22 protein-coding genes and 1 pseudogene are annotated in these 15,836 nt (G+C 49.8%); 13 read left to right on the top strand and 10 right to left on the bottom strand.

Annotated features, from left to right (window positions below):
- Positions 1-16: 16 nt before the first annotated feature.
- Both Q8M75_RS08770 and Q8M75_RS08765 read right to left on the bottom strand, forming a co-directional pair.
- A complete protein-coding gene (locus Q8M75_RS08770) occupies positions 17-295 on the bottom strand; it encodes a hypothetical protein (protein WP_305488589.1) in 279 nt (92 codons plus the stop codon).
- The gene (locus Q8M75_RS08765) at positions 292-561 is read right to left on the bottom strand and encodes a hypothetical protein (RefSeq protein ID WP_305488587.1); all 270 of its coding nucleotides are present in this window, start codon (positions 559-561) and stop codon (positions 292-294) included. The genes Q8M75_RS08770 and Q8M75_RS08765 overlap by 4 nt, the downstream gene beginning before the upstream one ends.
- Positions 562-818: 257 nt before the next feature.
- Between Q8M75_RS08765 and Q8M75_RS08760 the strand changes: the two genes are divergently transcribed.
- From Q8M75_RS08760 to Q8M75_RS08740, 5 genes are all read left to right on the top strand, one after another.
- On the top strand, positions 819-1,274 hold the full coding sequence (locus Q8M75_RS08760) for a DUF2721 domain-containing protein (RefSeq protein WP_305488585.1): 456 nt from the start codon (positions 819-821) through the stop codon (positions 1,272-1,274).
- An 88-nt stretch (positions 1,275-1,362) separates the two neighbouring features.
- Positions 1,363-2,340, top strand: a complete 978-nt coding sequence (locus Q8M75_RS08755) for a UDP-glucuronic acid decarboxylase family protein (protein WP_305488582.1) — start codon at positions 1,363-1,365, stop codon at positions 2,338-2,340.
- Between the two features lie 45 nt (positions 2,341-2,385).
- Positions 2,386-3,246 carry a tRNA (guanosine(46)-N7)-methyltransferase TrmB gene (gene trmB, locus Q8M75_RS08750; RefSeq protein WP_305488580.1) on the top strand — a complete coding sequence of 287 codons (861 nt, stop codon included), beginning with the start codon at positions 2,386-2,388 and terminating at the stop codon, positions 3,244-3,246.
- Positions 3,247-3,315: 69 nt separating this feature from the next.
- Positions 3,316-3,582, top strand: coding sequence for a type II toxin-antitoxin system RelB/DinJ family antitoxin (locus tag Q8M75_RS08745; RefSeq protein WP_305488578.1), 267 nt, complete (start codon positions 3,316-3,318; stop codon positions 3,580-3,582).
- A 279-nt stretch (positions 3,583-3,861) separates the two neighbouring features.
- Positions 3,862-4,458 carry a transcriptional regulator gene (locus Q8M75_RS08740; protein ID WP_305488576.1) on the top strand — a complete coding sequence of 199 codons (597 nt, stop codon included), beginning with the start codon at positions 3,862-3,864 and terminating at the stop codon, positions 4,456-4,458.
- A gap of 506 nt (positions 4,459-4,964) precedes the next feature.
- Here Q8M75_RS08740 and Q8M75_RS08735 read toward each other — a convergent pair.
- Complete coding sequence (locus Q8M75_RS08735; RefSeq protein WP_305488574.1) at positions 4,965-5,375, bottom strand: hypothetical protein; 411 nt, start codon at positions 5,373-5,375, stop codon at positions 4,965-4,967.
- Positions 5,372-5,656 (bottom strand): hypothetical protein, encoded by a 285-nt coding sequence (locus tag Q8M75_RS08730; RefSeq protein ID WP_305488571.1) that lies wholly within the window; start codon positions 5,654-5,656, stop codon positions 5,372-5,374. Before Q8M75_RS08730 ends, Q8M75_RS08735 begins: the two co-directional genes overlap by 4 nt.
- Positions 5,657-5,834: 178 nt before the next feature.
- Here Q8M75_RS08730 and Q8M75_RS08725 point away from each other — a divergent pair.
- Positions 5,835-5,936: pseudogene (locus Q8M75_RS08725) on the top strand (tRNA (guanosine(46)-N7)-methyltransferase TrmB); the annotation flags it as partial.
- A gap of 12 nt (positions 5,937-5,948) precedes the next feature.
- On the opposite strand, the gene Q8M75_RS08720 reads toward Q8M75_RS08725, so the two are convergent.
- From Q8M75_RS08720 to Q8M75_RS08710, 3 genes are all read right to left on the bottom strand, one after another.
- Positions 5,949-7,205, bottom strand: coding sequence for a type II toxin-antitoxin system HipA family toxin (locus tag Q8M75_RS08720; RefSeq protein WP_305488569.1), 1,257 nt, complete (start codon positions 7,203-7,205; stop codon positions 5,949-5,951).
- Positions 7,205-7,453, bottom strand: a complete 249-nt coding sequence (locus tag Q8M75_RS08715) for a transcriptional regulator (RefSeq protein ID WP_305488567.1) — start codon at positions 7,451-7,453, stop codon at positions 7,205-7,207. The genes Q8M75_RS08720 and Q8M75_RS08715 overlap by 1 nt, the downstream gene beginning before the upstream one ends.
- A 129-nt stretch (positions 7,454-7,582) precedes the next feature.
- Complete coding sequence (locus Q8M75_RS08710) at positions 7,583-9,055, bottom strand: NAD-dependent succinate-semialdehyde dehydrogenase (RefSeq protein ID WP_305488566.1); 1,473 nt, start codon at positions 9,053-9,055, stop codon at positions 7,583-7,585.
- A gap of 542 nt (positions 9,056-9,597) precedes the next feature.
- Between Q8M75_RS08710 and Q8M75_RS08705 the strand changes: the two genes are divergently transcribed.
- On the top strand, positions 9,598-10,347 hold the full coding sequence (locus Q8M75_RS08705) for a lytic transglycosylase domain-containing protein (RefSeq protein ID WP_305488564.1): 750 nt from the start codon (positions 9,598-9,600) through the stop codon (positions 10,345-10,347).
- Between the two features lie 34 nt (positions 10,348-10,381).
- Here the strand turns inward: Q8M75_RS08705 and nusB are convergent, their stop codons facing one another.
- From nusB to ribBA, 3 genes are all read right to left on the bottom strand, one after another.
- Positions 10,382-10,885: a transcription antitermination factor NusB gene (gene nusB, locus Q8M75_RS08700; RefSeq protein ID WP_305488562.1), complete on the bottom strand. Its 504-nt coding sequence runs from the start codon at positions 10,883-10,885 to the stop codon at positions 10,382-10,384.
- Positions 10,875-11,387: a 6,7-dimethyl-8-ribityllumazine synthase gene (gene ribH / locus Q8M75_RS08695; protein ID WP_305489098.1), complete on the bottom strand. Its 513-nt coding sequence runs from the start codon at positions 11,385-11,387 to the stop codon at positions 10,875-10,877. The genes nusB and ribH overlap by 11 nt, the downstream gene beginning before the upstream one ends.
- 102 nt (positions 11,388-11,489) lie before the next feature.
- The gene (gene ribBA, locus Q8M75_RS08690) at positions 11,490-12,659 is read right to left on the bottom strand and encodes a bifunctional 3,4-dihydroxy-2-butanone-4-phosphate synthase/GTP cyclohydrolase II (RefSeq protein ID WP_305488560.1); all 1,170 of its coding nucleotides are present in this window, start codon (positions 12,657-12,659) and stop codon (positions 11,490-11,492) included.
- A 112-nt stretch (positions 12,660-12,771) separates the two neighbouring features.
- Here ribBA and Q8M75_RS08685 point away from each other — a divergent pair, with 112 nt between their 5' ends.
- The 6 genes from Q8M75_RS08685 to ribD are packed head-to-tail and all read left to right on the top strand — an operon-like array spanning position 12,772 to position 15,819.
- Positions 12,772-13,011: a prepilin-type N-terminal cleavage/methylation domain-containing protein gene (locus Q8M75_RS08685; RefSeq protein WP_305488559.1), complete on the top strand. Its 240-nt coding sequence runs from the start codon at positions 12,772-12,774 to the stop codon at positions 13,009-13,011.
- 17 nt (positions 13,012-13,028) lie between these two features.
- Positions 13,029-13,658: a hypothetical protein gene (locus Q8M75_RS08680; RefSeq protein WP_305488557.1), complete on the top strand. Its 630-nt coding sequence runs from the start codon at positions 13,029-13,031 to the stop codon at positions 13,656-13,658.
- Positions 13,655-13,795, top strand: a complete 141-nt coding sequence (locus tag Q8M75_RS08675) for a hypothetical protein (protein ID WP_305488555.1) — start codon at positions 13,655-13,657, stop codon at positions 13,793-13,795. The genes Q8M75_RS08680 and Q8M75_RS08675 overlap by 4 nt, the downstream gene beginning before the upstream one ends.
- Before the next feature lie 21 nt (positions 13,796-13,816).
- Positions 13,817-14,095 carry a hypothetical protein gene (locus Q8M75_RS08670; protein ID WP_305488553.1) on the top strand — a complete coding sequence of 93 codons (279 nt, stop codon included), beginning with the start codon at positions 13,817-13,819 and terminating at the stop codon, positions 14,093-14,095.
- Positions 14,095-14,664 carry a GspH/FimT family pseudopilin gene (locus tag Q8M75_RS08665; protein ID WP_305488552.1) on the top strand — a complete coding sequence of 190 codons (570 nt, stop codon included), beginning with the start codon at positions 14,095-14,097 and terminating at the stop codon, positions 14,662-14,664. Before Q8M75_RS08670 ends, Q8M75_RS08665 begins: the two co-directional genes overlap by 1 nt.
- An 18-nt stretch (positions 14,665-14,682) precedes the next feature.
- A complete protein-coding gene (gene ribD / locus Q8M75_RS08660) occupies positions 14,683-15,819 on the top strand; it encodes a bifunctional diaminohydroxyphosphoribosylaminopyrimidine deaminase/5-amino-6-(5-phosphoribosylamino)uracil reductase RibD (RefSeq protein WP_305488550.1) in 1,137 nt (378 codons plus the stop codon).
- Positions 15,820-15,836: the final 17 nt, after the last annotated feature.

Raw genomic sequence — 15,836 nt, 5'->3', positions numbered from 1 at the left:
GCGTAGAGATACCCAGTCATTTATAAGCCACATCGTGATCACCTACATTAATTGGAATAATCTCGCGTTCGGTAATGATTAGCTCCATGGTGATGCGGTATTTCAGGTTAATGGAAACGCTATACAGTCCTTCAAGTTTGCCGCTTAAGGAATGGAGGCGCAATGAGGGGTGATGGGGGTTGTGCTCCAAGAGTTCCAGCGTTTTAGCGTATTGGCTTTCGATCGCAGGGTTGCGTTTTAGAAACTTAGCTGCTCGTCGGTTGTATTGTTCGGTAAAAATGAACTGCCAAGTCATTTAGCTGCTTTATTGAGTTGCTTGAGGCGTTTGAGGTGCTCAGAAACGGTTTCTTTTACAAAATCCCCAGATGTTAAATTGGCCTTCGATTCAGCCAGAGCTGCCTCCAGCTCGCATTCCCGTAGATAGTGATAGTGGTCTTGACTCATCACGACGTACTTAATTAGGCCGCGCACGGAGAGAGATGCCTCTGGCTCATTAAGTAGGGCATCTTCAATCGCTTTGATGCCTTTTGTTTTTAAATCGTTTGCAACAACCGTACCCATGAGGGTCTCCTTATTAATACTATCAATCGTACTATACAGAGTATTTTTAATATCCACAAGTGGATAAACCATTTAAATAAGGGCCTGCACCTGCCCGGGTATCAAAGAGCATATTAGTTGGGCGGGTTTAAAATACATGTAAATAAGCCTTAGAAAAAAAGCACAATTCTTCTTTCGCATCTGCAACCAGGATGCCTCCTACAAACCCTGGCCCGCATAAACACGGATACCTTGCTACTGAAACACCTATTGCCCTTATGAACATATCGATTGATGCCCTAACCAGTAACATTCAATTGGCTTTGGCGCCGGTGTTCTTACTCACTGCGGTAGCCACCTTGGTGGGTGCTATTTCAACGCGGTTGGCCAGAACAGTAGACCGCATGCGCTTTGTGCAAAATGCCTTATATGGCAACCAAGCCCTTTCGGACAAGTTGCGTATGCATTATGAGATTGAGCTGCGTGAGTTTAAGATGCGTGGCCGCTTATGTACCGTCGCTATCTTCTTTAATGTGCTCAGTGGCGTATTGATTTCTTTAACGGTATTGGAACTGTTTTTCTTTCAGACTGGCTCGGTAGCGCTGCTGCAGACTGGATATGTGGTCGCTACTTTTGTATTGGGTTTAATTTCCTTTATGACTTCCCTGCTGATTGTGTTGGCAGAGGTAGTACATGCCTACCGCTCGGCGAGTTGGGATATGCCGCCCTCATGAGAACATTCAATCGTGTTCTATCTTTAAACCCATTCATACTGATTACTCTATCTACTAACGTCGCCCCATTATCTTTCTGGAATACCCCATGATTAAGAACCCCGCCTCAATCAATACGATTAGTGCCAAGAAAATCCTCATCACCGGAGGCGCTGGTTTCTTAGGCTCTCACTTGACTGAGAAACTCCTCTCGACGGGCAATGAAGTCTTGGTGGTGGACAACTTCTTCACAGGAAGCAAACAAAACATTGCACACCTATTAGATAACCCCCGTCTAGAGGTGATGCGCCACGATGTCACCTTTCCGCTGTATGTGGAGGTAAATCAGATTTACAACTTAGCCTGCCCGGCATCGCCTGTGCACTACCAATACGATCCGGTGCAAACCACCAAAACCAGCGTGCATGGCGCCATTAATATGCTGGGCCTAGCTAAGCGGACGCGGGCGCGTATTCTGCAAGCTTCGACCAGCGAAGTCTATGGGGATCCAGAGGTGCACCCCCAGCCGGAGTCCTACTGGGGCAAAGTCAACCCGATTGGTATTCGTTCTTGCTACGACGAGGGCAAGCGCTGTGCCGAAACCCTCTTTTTTGATTATCACCGCCAGCACCAACTCGACATTAAGGTCGTGCGTATCTTTAATACCTATGGTCCGCGCATGCACCCCAATGATGGCAGGGTAGTGAGCAACTTCATTGTGCAAGCCTTGCAAGGCAAAGACATCACCATTTATGGCGATGGTCAGCAAACCCGTAGCTTTTGCTATGTCGACGACCTGATTGATGCCATGGTCAAAATGATGAACTCCGAAGCTGGCTTTACTGGTCCTGTAAATACCGGTAACCCAGGGGAGTTCACCATGCTGCAACTGGCTGAAACGATTCTGCGCTTATCCGGTAGCAAATCCAAGCTGGTCTTTGCGCCATTGCCATCCGATGACCCGAAGCAGCGCCAACCCGACATCGCCTTAGCTAAAGCCAAGCTTGGCTGGGAGCCTAAGGTGAACCTAGAGGACGGCCTAAAAGAGACCATTGCCTACTTTAGGGCCCTCTTGGCGAATACCTAAGCCATCGTACCCACTGTACCAGCGCATTCCGTGGAAACGAAATCAATGCCAGTCGGTCAGACTAGCTCTGTAGGGCAAGCGGATCGCACGGATCGCATTCGTTCTTTTGTGCTGCGTGCAGGGCGTTTAACCGCGGGTCAGCAGCGCGCGCTCGATGAGTTAGGCCCACAGTTTTTAATTTCTTTTGCGGCCCAGCCGCTGAACTGGGATGCTACGTTTTCTAGCGCTAATTCTGCTACGGCTACCGCTGGTACTACAGACCCAAGTCGTCCCCGCATTTTGGAGATTGGTTTTGGTATGGGTGAAACCACGGCTGCCATTGCGCAGTTACGCCCGGAAGATGACTTTTTAGCGATCGAAGTGCATTTGCCGGGAGTAGGCGCATTACTCAAACGCATTGGCGAATTAGGCCTCACGAATTTGCGATTGATTCGGCACGATGCAGTCGAAGTGCTTGAGCACATGATCGAAGCAAATTCCTTAGATGGTATTCATATTTATTTTGCAGATCCATGGCATAAAAAACGCCACCATAAACGCCGCTTGATACAACAGCAGTTTGTCGCGCTTTTAGCAACCCGTATTAAGCCAGGCGGCTATTTGCACTTGGCAACCGATTGGCACAACTACGCCGAGCAAATGCTACTCGTTCTGAATCGAGAGGCGAGCTTGCAAAACACCTCTACTGAATCCATCCGTATTGAAACGTTTACCCGCGCCGATGTTGTTGATTCTGGCGCGGATGGCCCAAGTTCTAAAAATGAATTTACACCTTCCTTGAGCGATCTTGAGGACAACCATCCCGGATATGCCGATCGCCCCTCCTACAGACCTGTCACCAAGTTTGAGAACCGCGGCATACGCTTGGGGCATGGCGTTTGGGATTTGGTTTACAGAAAGCGCTAAAACCGTTTTGGGCCCTTGTTTATGTAGCCATTTGTAGCTACAATAGCGGCATATTTATTGGAGAATACTATGCTCACAACCGATGTACGTTGCCGCATTGATGCCAAAACGAAAGCAGAGGCTGCGGAAGTGATTGAAGCAATGGGATTAACTATTTCAGATGCAATCAGAATTTTTTTGAAGCGGGTTGCGACGGATGGGGCAATTCCATTTGACTTACGTACGCCAAACAAGAAGACCATGCTGGCGATTAAGGAGTTAGAGTCGCCTAAAGCAAAGACTAAGTTAAAGAAGTACAAAACAGCAGATGCACTGCACAAGGATTTATTGCGTTGAATTTGTTACAGCCTGTACCTAGCCCGAATTGGAATGCATTCAGAGGTATTTAATCAATAAAGCACTGATAGTAAACCCCGCTTAAACCCTTGCGGCGCATCCCTTATGCATGACCTCAAATAGGCCGAGCCAGGTTTTTACTTCTCCAGTAACGATGTAATTCCAAAATTCAATGTCAATTCAATCCGATTGCTATTTATACCCATATTAGGTATTATAATGCCCAATATGGGTATAAATAAGACACCTCCAGCAGCTTCAATTGCTCAAAATGCAGTCATGGCGAATTCCGCTATGGCGGATGCTTTATTTACGAAGACACAGCAGCGAGTGCTTTTTCTATTGTTTGGCTTTCCGGAGCGCGTCTATTTTCTGAATGAACTGATTGCATTGGCGCAAAGTGGATCAGGAGCAGTGCAGCGAGAGTTAAAGCGCATGACCGAAAGTGGTTTAGTCATCAAGACCCGAATGGGTAATCAAACGCATTATCAAGCAAATACAGAAACACCATTATTTGCAGAGTTGTGTCAGATTATTCAAAAAACCGTTGGGCTCTCATCGATCATTAAAAATGCATTGATGCCATTGAGCGATCGCATTTCTGTTGCTTTTATTTATGGCTCGATAGCAAAAGCCAACGATAGTGCAAGTAGTGACATTGATTTAATGGTTATTAGTGAGGACGTAAAATACGAGGAGATTTTTGAGGCGCTAGAGCATATTCCTATTCCTCTAGGTCGCCCGATAAACCCAACTATCTACACAAGACTGGATTTTATGCAACGCAAGAACAGCGGGAATGCATTTATAACTCGAATACTGGAGCAGCCACTCCTCTGGATCATTGGCACGAAAGAGCAACTTGTCCCTAACTAATTTATGTGGGCCCAATAAACCATTAAAACACGAAGCATTTGACGGCCAAGAGTTCGAGGGGCTTAAGCGGTCCGGCCAAGCACGACTTCGCGACGCGCAAAACACCACACTGTCTTTAGAAAGTCGTTTCGACCTTGCTTATAACGCCGCCCATGCTTTCAGTTTGGCGGGTTTACGGTGGTGCGGTTATCGCGCATCAAATCGATACATTGTTTTTCAGGTACTACCAGATACATTAAATTTAGGGCCGTCGATTTGGCGTGTGTTAGCTAAGTGCCACGAGGTCCGTAATCTTGCGGAGTACGAGGGTCATCTCAGTATCGATGAGCGATTGGTACTGGATTTAATTAGCGCGTGTGAGCTGGTACATGAAAAAGTAAATGAGTTGAATACGGATAGGCCTAATTAGTAATCGATCTATTTAAATCCTGCTTACACCGTTGCGGCATTCTTTATGCATGACCTCAAGTAGGCCGAGTCGGTTTTACGCCTAGAGGAACGCGAGCTTATTTACCTTGGATTGATTGAAATGCTGCTGCAGCAACCTTGACCATGCTGGGATGCAGAATGCCAAGCTTTGGATTTTGACCAAAAGAAGCCATTGGGGGTATTGAAAAATAGTCCTTGTTGTATGGCAGTTCAATATGATTATTCAGGTCAAATTTAGTCTCATAACTCAGTCCAGCACTTCGGTATGAAATGGGATTTTGGCTATTCGCAATCAGAAATTCCCCTCGAAAAAGTCGATTGGTTTTTTGGCTGGTGCCGTATGCAACGCAGACAAAAAGTTGACCATCTTCATCCTCAATGGTTGAGAGAGCGAGCGCAGGCCGTGGCTTTAGTTTGGGTTGGGTTGAATTGGGGAAGTGGCACCAAACAATATCGCCTGCCAATGGCTCTGGCCAAAAGCGGATCAAGCCGTCTCTGTATTAAAGAGGCTGCTGCGAATCACCCCATTTTTTGCTTTGGGGGCAGATTTTTTTATTTGTTTTAACTGCGATTTGCTAAGCGCCCCATCATCCGCCTCATATTGAGGGAGTAATTTGCTGGCCATCTCATGAAGCGCAAGGTGAATGACTTGAGTCTCATCCACTCCCAGTACATCAGCAAGACGTTTTGCTGTTGAGCGGGTGACTCCTGTTGCACTGTCTTTCATGCGGTACCGAAATGCAATTTGTGGAATGGCAGTAGGCATCATGTAATCCTAAAAAATATATATCTTTAAGATTTCAAGACAATCTGATTATGTCAAGCGTTTAATAGTCTGCTTTATTGGGTAGTCCTGAAGCAATCATGCACAAACCGGCTACTACAAGCCCACGCACAGGTATTTCATCTCCCGATACTCATTTGTTCCCCAGAGGCTATCTTCGCGTCCAAGACCCGTTTGCAGGCCCATAACTAAGTTTGAGAACCGCGGTGTACGCTTGGGGCATGGCGTTTGGGATTTGTTGAAACTCAGCCAGGACATTGTGTAGTCTTGGCACTAATTAAATTAATAATCGCTTTTGTAGTTTTTGGGTATTACTGCAAACGTGGCTTTGTAGTCTCTCTAACATCGTGTTTTCACTGCCCACAGAGGCAAGGATTTGGCATTCGCTCGCAACGAGGCTACTATTCTTCAGGATGGCATCGGCAGTGGTCTTGGCTATTTGCATTACAAAGGCCGGCTTGTAACCCAGTTCAATTGCCATTTGCGTCAGATTATTTCTATTGAGATGCGATGGCCTAGATTCCCCTCCGATAGAAAACGCAAAGCGCTTAGATAAGCCTGGGTAAATGGTGGTACACAGTAGATCGTAAAAAGGCGTTAAGCTAATATGCTGATCCGGTGGAAAGTAGACCGAAATGTTTTTTGCATGGCTATCATTATTACCAACGAATAAGTTAAAAAAGATCCACTGCAAAAACCGTTTCATGTCATTGCCGGATATGCCGTGATGCTTTAAGAGTTGGTGGCACTGCTTTAAGTTCGGTCCGCCATCCGCTTCATACTTAATAGTCGATGGCTTACCGGCCAATTGGCACAGATCGAGTTGATGCACTTTCTGAATTTGTCGGTCACCATCCAGCCATCGATCGTAACGCTCAATCACACATGCTTTAGCAAGGGGTTCAAAGCGCGCTGCAGCAACACCTAGATTTATTTTCTGCGCTAGGCGCATGATAAAGGTCTCGTTGATCGCAGACGACCACACCCCGTCAATACCCTGAATGTCTGGCTTCACAATGTGAGTCGATGGAGTATTTTTGAGTGGGAGCAGCAAAATCCCTGCGTGATTTATCACAACCCCATTTTTTTTCTGCGCCCCTGCAAGGGAAATGCGCAAGCCATGCTCTTGGCAAGCTTCATGCATGAGGCCCTTGCCCTGGTAAACGTAATTTGCCACGTCCTTCCAGTCAATCAGGAGATATTCATCGCGCGTAGGCTCAGCACCCTCTAGCAAAATACTCAAATCACCAGCGGTATCCCCACCAATCGCGTTCAATAGCCCGAAGGTACTGGTGCATTGATGTTTGAGTTTAAGTAGATCCCGAATGCCTGCTTCTGGCAGCAGGTTTTCAAAATAGGATTCAACCGATTCCCCGCGGTGTTTTTGTCGTGACACATCGAGTGTTGGTGTGATTGATCTGCCTTGAATTTGTAACCAAGCATCTGCATAGGTAAAGGACAAGGGATCTTCATCCGCAAGATATCCAACCAGCGACTTTCCTCGGTAGACCGCCAACCTTTTATTGATGGTCATTAAAAACTGCGCTTGGGTTGAATCACCATTTCGAGTCCCAATACCTCGAGCACATCAAATACCTTATTGAGTTGGACGGTTTCCTTGCCCCTCTCCAGCTCAATGACAAAGCGATTACCGGTATTTGCCAGACCAGAAATATCTGCTTGGGTTAAATCCAAAGTGCCTCTGAAGTGTTTCAACAGTAAACCCAAGTCACGGGTGCTATGAACATGGGTCGAGGGGGTACTGAGTGGATGGCCGCCCATATTGCTTCCTAAAAGTTACCGATAGGTAATATAGTAGCAGATTAAGGTACAGAAATGATAAAATAGTACCGAGCGGTAATATTTAAAAAAACTAAAGGGCGTGCAGGAGCCTGTTTGCTTTACAGTCCCCTACAAGCCCACGCACACGTACTTCATCTCCAGATACTCATCCATTCCCCAGACGCTGCCTTCGCGTCCAAGACCGGATTGTTTCACTCCACCAAAGGGACCTACTTCGTTGGAGACTGCGCCACTGTTGACGCCAACGATGCCGTACTCGAGTGCTTCAGCCACGTTCCAGATCCGGCCAATATCACGGCTATAAAAATAAGAGGCCAGACCAAAGGGTGATTGGTTCGCTAGGCGCACAACCTCAGCATCGTCATCAAACGCCATGATGGGGGCTACTGGCCCAAAGGTCTCTTCGCTATTGATGCGCATCGCTGTCGTGACGTGCGACAAAATCGTGGGCTCGTAAAAGTGCCCGCCGATCGCAGCTACCTTGCCGCCGGTCACGAGCTTAGCGCCCTTGGCAAGCGCATCGGCTACGTGCTCCTCGACTTTGGTGAGTGCTGCCTTATCAATCAAGGGGCCTTGCATCACGCCGGTATCCAGGCCGTTACCAACCGTTAAGGTCTGCACTGCTTTAGCAAAGCGTTCGGTAAAGGCATCGATGACCTTGCTGTGAACATAAAAGCGGTTGGCACAGACGCAGGTCTGCCCGGCATTGCGGTATTTGGAGGCCATGGCCCCAGCAACCGCAGCATCAATATCGGCATCTTCAAACACAATGAAGGGGGCGTGGCCACCCAGCTCTAAGCCTAGCTTTTTAATTGTTGGGGCGCACTGCGCCATCAAAATACGGCCGACTTCAGTCGAGCCGGTAAAGGAGAGGTGGCGCACAATCGGCGAGCTGCACAGAGCCTTGCCAATCTGGACGGAATGGTCTGCATCCCCGGTCACCACATTAACCACGCCCGGGGGTATACCGGCTTGGCGACTGAGTTCGGCCAAAGCCAGGGCCGATAAGGGTGTTTGCTCGGCGGGCTTAATCACAATCGTGCAGCCTGCTGCTAAAGCGGGGGCAATCTTGCGGGTAATCATCGCAATCGGAAAGTTCCATGGGGTAATGGCGGCACATACACCAATGGGCTGCTTGAGTACCAGCATGCGTTTATCGCTCCAGGTGCTGGCCGGAATACTGCCAGCTACCCGCTTGGCTTCTTCGGCAAACCACTCTAAAAAGCTGGCACCATAGGCGACTTCGCCTTTGGCCTCGGCTAGGGGCTTACCTTGCTCTAAGGTTAAGATCCGGGCTAAATCATCGCTATTGGCGACAATCAAATCAAACCAGCGGCGCAAAATAGCAGAGCGCTCTTTGGCAGTTTTGGCGCGCCATGCCGGTAGGGCTGCATCGGCCGCCGCAATCGCTGCATCGGCCTCCGTAGCGCCCAAATTACTGACCTGCGCAATCACATCACCGTTTGCTGGGTTATCCACCGCAAAGCGCGAGCTCCCTCCAATCCAATTGCCGTTGATCCAGGCGTCGGCCTGAAACAAGGCAGGGTTTTGCAAAGTAGATTGGATGGTGGAATTGGGCATGGCTAAGCTCGGTTGATGGTGGCAGAAATAGTACTGAATCGGAATGATGAAGTGTAGCAAGGGCTAAACCACTCTGTTCAATACCAAGCAAAACGAAGACCATACTCATGACGGAATGCATTGAAGAGACACTACCCCTAGGCGGCAAGATCGTTATCGATCACTAGATCTAGTATTTATATAGCGATAAAAATGAAAAAAAGAGCTAGGAAGGGTAGATTTTCATATAACAAAATTAGTGCTGACTAACATTCATAAGGTACTGATTTATATAATATTTTAAAATCGTATTCGCCCTAGAGCGAGGCCGATATCAGTCTATAGGTCTAAAAAGTTATAGAAAACTACTTTTATATACTTGACATGATATATAGGCTTACCTACTATGCATCATCTATATTAAATGTTGCAATGCAATATGCGGGTGGTTGAAGTAGCAGATAGCAGTGTGACTCCAATAAATGAGAAAACCAGTAGACAACGTAATACCGCAGTTAAGCACCGTACAGCCTGCCATTCTTGCGCGGAACATAGTTCCGTTCATGAAGGCCCTAAGCAAAAATACCTGGCTAGCCATCGTATTCCTGGCGATTGCCCTTTGGCTAACGGGCCCGCGGACCAACGCCGGCGCTTTTGAGTTTGCGCGCATTTTGGTGCCGAGTGAAGCCCGGCAATTGCTCTTGGCGTACACCCAATTTGAATTTGCCAGTACCGAATCCACTCCGACAGTCCCGTCGATTGCGAATGCCGCAGCAGCAATACCGACCAGCAAGATTGACCATGCTGCACTCGATGCCCAGTTTTTGAAGGGCGATAAAGAGCGCCACGCGGTAGCAAGTCACCTTGCTAGTAAATACCGGATTAGCCTTGCCGAGAGTTATCAATACGTCAAACATGCAGTCGAGGTGGCCAATGAAGTTAATTTGGACCCAGTTCTGCTACTGGCGATTATGGCTACCGAGTCCAGTTTTAACCCCAATGCGCAAAGTCGCGCAGGGGCTCAGGGCTTAATGCAAGTACTCACCCGTGTGCATACCGAAAAATTTGAGCCCTACGGCGGTACTGTGGCCGCATTTGCGCCGGAAGCGAACATTCGGGTAGGCGCCTTAATACTGAAAGCATGTATAGCCAAGGCTGGCTCACTCGAGGCCGGTTTGCGCAGTTACCTCGGTGCCCCGAATGCCAGCAGTGGTCCGAACAGCTATACCTCCAAAGTGATTACGGAGCGTGAAGAGCTCAACGATGTAGCGCGCAATCGTTCCCCAAGGGCTGCGGGTAATTCCAACGCGTAATTGCTAGGACTGGGCTGTAGCCTTAGGTCTTGGCTTAGCCTGCTTGGGTCTCGGCTGTTCTGAGGGACTGTGCCAATAAATCAAGCACCCCGTTGACGTACTTATGGCCGTCCGTGCCACCAAAGGTTTTGGCGAGCTCCACTGCTTCATTGATGGCTACCTTATACGGCACAGAAAGATCCATCGCCAGTTCATAAGCGCCAATTAGTAAAGCGGCATGCTCAACCGGGGATAGTTCATTAGCAGGGCGATCGAGGGCGGGGGCGATCACACTATCCAACTGATCCGCATGATCGAGCACGCCATTAAATAAACCGTCAAACAAATCCAGTTTGCAGCGGGCAAAAGCGGGATCTTCCGCTAACTGCTTACTAATGGCAGCGGCATTACCTAGGCTGCCAGCGCGGCGCATCACTAGCCATTGATAGACTCCCTGCAGTGCGTATTCGCGGGCGCGGCGGCGAGGCGTCAGCGAGCGCTTAGGCGCTGCTGCTTTGGAAACGCCGTCGTCCAAAGGTTTTGGGGATTTATTCGGCATTATTGATTTCAATATCGAGGTCGGGCGTGAGGGCTAGAGCGAGGTTGGCCATCTCCACCACCGCGCGGGCGCAGTCAGCCCCTTTGATGTGAACACGCTCATCGGCCTGCTCATCGGTGTCGCAGGTTAATACACCGTTAGCGATCGGTAGACCGGATTCCAAACAGACTCGAGAGATGCCAGCAGCAGACTCATTGGAGACCAGCTCAAAATGATAGGTCTCCCCACGAATGACGGCGCCTAAAGCAATGAGGCCATCAAACTCACCCGTCTCAGCGAGCTTTTGGAGTGCAAACGGAATTTCCAGTGCGCCAGGCACCGTTACTAGTCGAATGTCGTCTTGCGCCACACCTAGGTGAATTAATTCAGCGATGCAGGCTTCACTTAAGGCATTGCAATGGTCCTCATTGAAGCGCGCCTGCACAATACCAATGCGCATATCTTGGCCATTCAGGTCGGCCTCTAAGATACCAACGCCGCGGGCCTCAAAGTCATCGTCCATGGCAGGATTGGAAGTCTGGCTAGTCATAATGGTTCCGATCGGTTAGGTGTAATTACTTGGATGTAAAAAAGTGATGTGCGATTTATCTAAAGTCAGGCGAGCTTAGGCCGACTCAAATGGGATATGCCCCGTGATTTCAAGTTTGTAACCGGAGAGGCTGGGTACGGGAGTCGGCTTCGCTAGCAAACGCATCTTGCCCACATGCAAGTCCTTCAGAATTTGCGCGCCAATACCGTAGCTCCGAAAATCAGTTTTGTGACCAACCGTTTTTTTCTCGCTGGGCGAAACACTCTTATTGAGCTTATGGAACTGCGATAGCCAACTCGCCTCGGACGGCGCTGCAATACCTGCGATGTTGAGCAGCACTGCAACGCCAACTGGAGCGGCTGCAATCTTCTGCAACGCATGGGCCAAGGGCCAGGAGTGGGTACTTTCATTGCTTTCTAAAAAATCGAGAACGGTGGCGGGCTCATGAACGCGCACTAAGGTTTCAATGTTCTCCGTTGGCTTGCCCTTAACGAGGGCCAGATGGACACAGGAGCTGGGGGTATCGCGGTACACAATCCCCTGAAAGTCGCCCCAGGGGGTTGAGAAGGTGCGCTCACCTTCGCGTACAACGATGCTCTCGTTTTGACTGCGATACTGAATCAGATCGGCAATGCTGCCAATCTTCAGTTGATGTTCTTTGGCAAACTCCAGCAGATCGGGCAGCCTTGCCATACTGCCATCGTCTTTCATGATTTCGCAAATGACGGCAGTGGGGGAGCAGTGGGCCAGTGCAGCCAGATCGCAACCTGCCTCGGTATGGCCGGAGCGAATGAGTACGCCACCCGGTTGTGCCATCAGCGGAAATACATGGCCCGGTTGCACCAGGTCATTTGGTTTTGCGTGAGCAGCTACAGCCGTCTGAATGGTATGCGCGCGGTCCGCTGCCGAGATGCCGGTTGTAACGCCGCTGGCCGCTTCAATCGAGACCGTAAAGTTGGTGCCCATGGAGGTGCCGTTATCACGCACCATCAAAGGCAAGTTCAATTGCTGGCAGCGTTCGCGTGTCAGGGTTAGGCAGATCAAACCCCGACCATGCTTGGCCATAAAATTGATTGCCTCTGGCGTAACGTGATCGGCTGCTAAAACCAAATCGCCTTCGTTTTCGCGATCCTCTTCGTCTACCAAAATGATCATGCGACCCGCTTGCATTTCAGCGATGATCTCCTGGGTTGAGGAGAGGCTGCCTTGCGGGACAGAAGAAATGGTGGATGAGGTTGTAGGCATAAGCCGCTATTTTAAGCGCAGGGGGCAAAAGCGGTAGGTCTACTGCACTTTTGCCTTAGAAAAGCCGTATTGCCTGATAGAAATGAGCCCTGCATCCCCGCAATATGGGTGCATGCAAAAACCATACGCAAGCCGATTTCACCCATCCATACCGACGTCCCATACAGCCCACCTTGTCGATGACAGGGGGTTTGGGCTAATTGAGGTAGTGGTGGCAATGGCTTTGGTCGCAGGCACGTACATCAGTGTGGTGGAGGCCTATCAGCGGGTACTGTTGCGTTACGGGCAAATTGAGGTGAGGCGCACCGAACTGAATCGAGCTCAGGATCAGCACGAGCGGGGATCGCCTTGAGTTTATTGGGATGTTTGGTGAGTATGAGTCTTGGTATTGCAGTGATTGCGCCACTACTGCAATCCAGCTCGGCGCTTGTGCGTAAGCAAACTCACGTCGAAAAAGCCTGGTTAGTCGAGCAAGACGTAATTCGGGTGCTGGAGCTCATGGCACGCGCCATTCGCATGGCAGGTTACCGCAAGATTGGCTCCTTGGGAGAGTACCGGCAAGGTCTGCGTATGGCTAAAGTCGATTACATTGGCCTTGAGCATCGCACTGGCTGGAACCATTCGGATTTACTGTGGGTAAAGCACGAGCCTGCCGATGGTACGGAGGGCGATTGCCTGGGAAATCGGGTAGAGCAACTCAATCACGGAAAATCGCAATCGAGAACCAAAAATGGCTTACGCTACCAAGGATTTTTTGTAAAAAAGGCAGGAGATGATCGCGGCGGATCGCTCATGTGCGCCTCACTCGATCGCCAGGGGCGCCTACAACACACCAGTTTGATGAATCACATCGACACACTTCACTTTAAGTGGGTAGGGCAGCAAACCCGCTCAGGTGAGCCGACTTCTCCGACTCGAGCCGGGGTGCACATTGCCCTGAAGACCACGCTAATGGAGCGTGAGTTCAGTCGCTTTGTGGCGCTTCGTAACGTGCCATGATCATTGCCTGTATCCTCAGCATCATTGCGATCGTGACTACTTTGGTGATTAACTTAGAGCACAGTACCGCCCTGCAAATTCGATTACTCGCCATCGAGCAAGAAGCGCACACCGCTTTCGTGGCAGCAGAGAAGTAACTCGATCGCTGCGAAGCGCAATTGAGTAATGCGACTCTACTTGCTGTTCCGAATGAATACGATATTGGTTCGGCATGCGATATCACTGTTGTGGATACTAGTGCAACAGGCGAGCTCATCCGCATCCGAGCGCTTGGGAATGCCGTAGCAAAAAAATCAAGGCCATCCGAGTCCAATCTCGCCACACAAACTCAACTCGAGATCATGGTGTATCGCGATAAGCGCGATCACACCCTTAGGCGGCTGAGTTGGCGCGTACTGTGGTCAGCAACGCAGTCGATCAAGCCTCAGCTGACCTAATGCGACATTCGATTCGAAAGACGCAGGATGGCACTGCGAACGGCCATACCTTGCTCGAGATGATGGCGGTTGTTGCTATTGTTGCGATCATGGCGAGCATAGGAGCGCCGCTTCTCCACCAGCAATTGGCGGAGCGTGAAGTAGAGACCGTCGCCCGGCGTTTTATTCAGCATGCGCAATTTGCTCGCCAAGCTGCTTTATTGGGCCGTGGGACTAGCGTTCAAATTGTGCCGCTTGAGCGTCAGTGGTCGCGCGGTTGGAGCGTAATTCAAACAGAAATTCATTCACAGACTACGGCTGCGGTGCATCAGGCATTGTTAAGGCAGGGCGCTATCACCCCGGTCGAAGTAGATGAGCGCAGCTCGGGTTTTGCAGGACCTAATGGACAACAAAAACGGATTACTTTTGATGTTTTTGGATCCGCAAAAAGCCAGTCTGGCGGTTTTGTCGCCAACCGCATGGTATTTCGGCATGAGAGCGCGCGCGGAATTGAGCGCCATGCCATTTTGAGTAGCGGTGGACGTTGGCGCTTATGCGATCCTAGCCAAGATAGTAAGCGCTGTCGATAAATCGGTTTTAATAGGGGTATGTTTACTCAAGACGATGCCGACTTTATGCGTTTGGCCTTAGCCGAGGCGCAAAAGTCCCTTTACCTTTCGAACCCGAACCCTCGGGTTGGTTGTGTGATCGTCAACGCTGGCCAAGTCATCGGTACCGGATTTACGCAGAAAGTAGGCCTTGCCCATGCTGAAGTCGAAGCTCTAGCCGATGCCCGTAAGCACGGCGCAGACCTCAGTGGATCCACTATTTATGTCAGCTTAGAGCCTTGTTGCCATGTGGGTAGAACGCCGCCCTGCACTCAGGCGATTATTGCCGCCAAACCAGCGCGTGTTGTCATTGCCATGCAAGATCCCAATCCTTTGGTTGGTGGAAAAGGCATCCAGCAGATGGCCGCAGCGGGCATTCAGGTGGAGTGCGGTTTACTAGAAGAAGAGGCTGCAGCCTTAATCCTTGGCTTTGTATCGCGCATGACGCGGCAATTACCTTGGGTACGACTCAAAGTTGCTGCCAGCCTTGATGGCAAAACAGCACTGCCCAACGGCCAAAGCCAATGGATTACGGGCGCTGCTGCCCGGGATGATGGTCACCGCTGGCGCGCTCAAGCCTGCGCTATTCTGACGGGCGTCGGTACGGTCAAAGAAGATGATCCCAGTTTGACTGTCCGGGCGGTTGATACCTTGCGCCAACCCAAGCGCATCATCATTGATTCCAAACTCGATATTCCGCTCACTGCGGCTGTGCTGAGGCCATTTGCAAATGGGTCCGCCTCTAGCAAAGACGGCGGAGCGATGGTGGTGTGCGGTGAGATAACAACGGATGCGCAATTAGCGAAGCAGGCCCAGCTGCAGGCCCAGGGTGTTGAAGTGATTTCCATGCCCAACAGCATGGGCAAAGTCGATTTACCTGCACTCATGCGTTACCTTGCTACCGAATGTGAGATGAATGAGATTCATGTAGAGGCCGGCCATAAATTGAACGGCTCCTTATTGCGTGAAGGCTGCGTGGATGAGTTGCTCGTCTATCTAGCGCCTACCTTGCTTGGTTCGGGTCTGGGTATCGCCAATTTACCGGAGCTAACGTCATTAACGCAACGTACCGATTGGAAGCGAATTGATTGCATGGCATTCGATCCGGATATTCGTTTACGCTTTGTACGGCAGTAAGGCCGTAAGATAAGCAG

It is taken from the genome of Polynucleobacter sp., from assembly GCF_030693775.1.
Lineage (GTDB): Bacteria > Pseudomonadota > Gammaproteobacteria > Burkholderiales > Burkholderiaceae > Polynucleobacter.
This window is presented reverse-complemented; position numbering and strand designations above follow the sequence as displayed.

Bases quoted from the DNA above. Each gene is read 5' to 3' on its own strand.
- Q8M75_RS08770 (WP_305488589.1), bottom strand. From the start codon at position 295: ATGACTTGGCAGTTCATTTTTACCGAACAATACAACCGACGAGCAGCT.
- Q8M75_RS08765 (WP_305488587.1), bottom strand. From the start codon at position 561: ATGGGTACGGTTGTTGCAAACGATTTAAAAACAAAAGGCATCAAAGCG.
- Q8M75_RS08760 (WP_305488585.1), top strand. From the start codon at position 819: ATGAACATATCGATTGATGCCCTAACCAGTAACATTCAATTGGCTTTG.
- Q8M75_RS08755 (WP_305488582.1), top strand. From the start codon at position 1,363: ATGATTAAGAACCCCGCCTCAATCAATACGATTAGTGCCAAGAAAATC.
- trmB (WP_305488580.1), top strand. From the start codon at position 2,386: ATGCCAGTCGGTCAGACTAGCTCTGTAGGGCAAGCGGATCGCACGGAT.
- Q8M75_RS08745 (WP_305488578.1), top strand. From the start codon at position 3,316: ATGCTCACAACCGATGTACGTTGCCGCATTGATGCCAAAACGAAAGCA.
- Q8M75_RS08740 (WP_305488576.1), top strand. From the start codon at position 3,862: ATGGCGAATTCCGCTATGGCGGATGCTTTATTTACGAAGACACAGCAG.
- Q8M75_RS08730 (WP_305488571.1), bottom strand. From the start codon at position 5,656: ATGATGCCTACTGCCATTCCACAAATTGCATTTCGGTACCGCATGAAA.
- Q8M75_RS08720 (WP_305488569.1), bottom strand. From the start codon at position 7,205: ATGACCATCAATAAAAGGTTGGCGGTCTACCGAGGAAAGTCGCTGGTT.
- Q8M75_RS08715 (WP_305488567.1), bottom strand. From the start codon at position 7,453: ATGGGCGGCCATCCACTCAGTACCCCCTCGACCCATGTTCATAGCACC.
- Q8M75_RS08710 (WP_305488566.1), bottom strand. From the start codon at position 9,055: ATGCCCAATTCCACCATCCAATCTACTTTGCAAAACCCTGCCTTGTTT.
- Q8M75_RS08705 (WP_305488564.1), top strand. From the start codon at position 9,598: ATGAAGGCCCTAAGCAAAAATACCTGGCTAGCCATCGTATTCCTGGCG.
- nusB (WP_305488562.1), bottom strand. From the start codon at position 10,885: ATGCCGAATAAATCCCCAAAACCTTTGGACGACGGCGTTTCCAAAGCA.
- ribH (WP_305489098.1), bottom strand. From the start codon at position 11,387: ATGGACGATGACTTTGAGGCCCGCGGCGTTGGTATCTTAGAGGCCGAC.
- ribBA (WP_305488560.1), bottom strand. From the start codon at position 12,659: ATGCCTACAACCTCATCCACCATTTCTTCTGTCCCGCAAGGCAGCCTC.
- Q8M75_RS08685 (WP_305488559.1), top strand. From the start codon at position 12,772: ATGCAAAAACCATACGCAAGCCGATTTCACCCATCCATACCGACGTCC.
- Q8M75_RS08675 (WP_305488555.1), top strand. From the start codon at position 13,655: ATGATCATTGCCTGTATCCTCAGCATCATTGCGATCGTGACTACTTTG.
- Q8M75_RS08665 (WP_305488552.1), top strand. From the start codon at position 14,095: ATGCGACATTCGATTCGAAAGACGCAGGATGGCACTGCGAACGGCCAT.
- ribD (WP_305488550.1), top strand. From the start codon at position 14,683: ATGTTTACTCAAGACGATGCCGACTTTATGCGTTTGGCCTTAGCCGAG.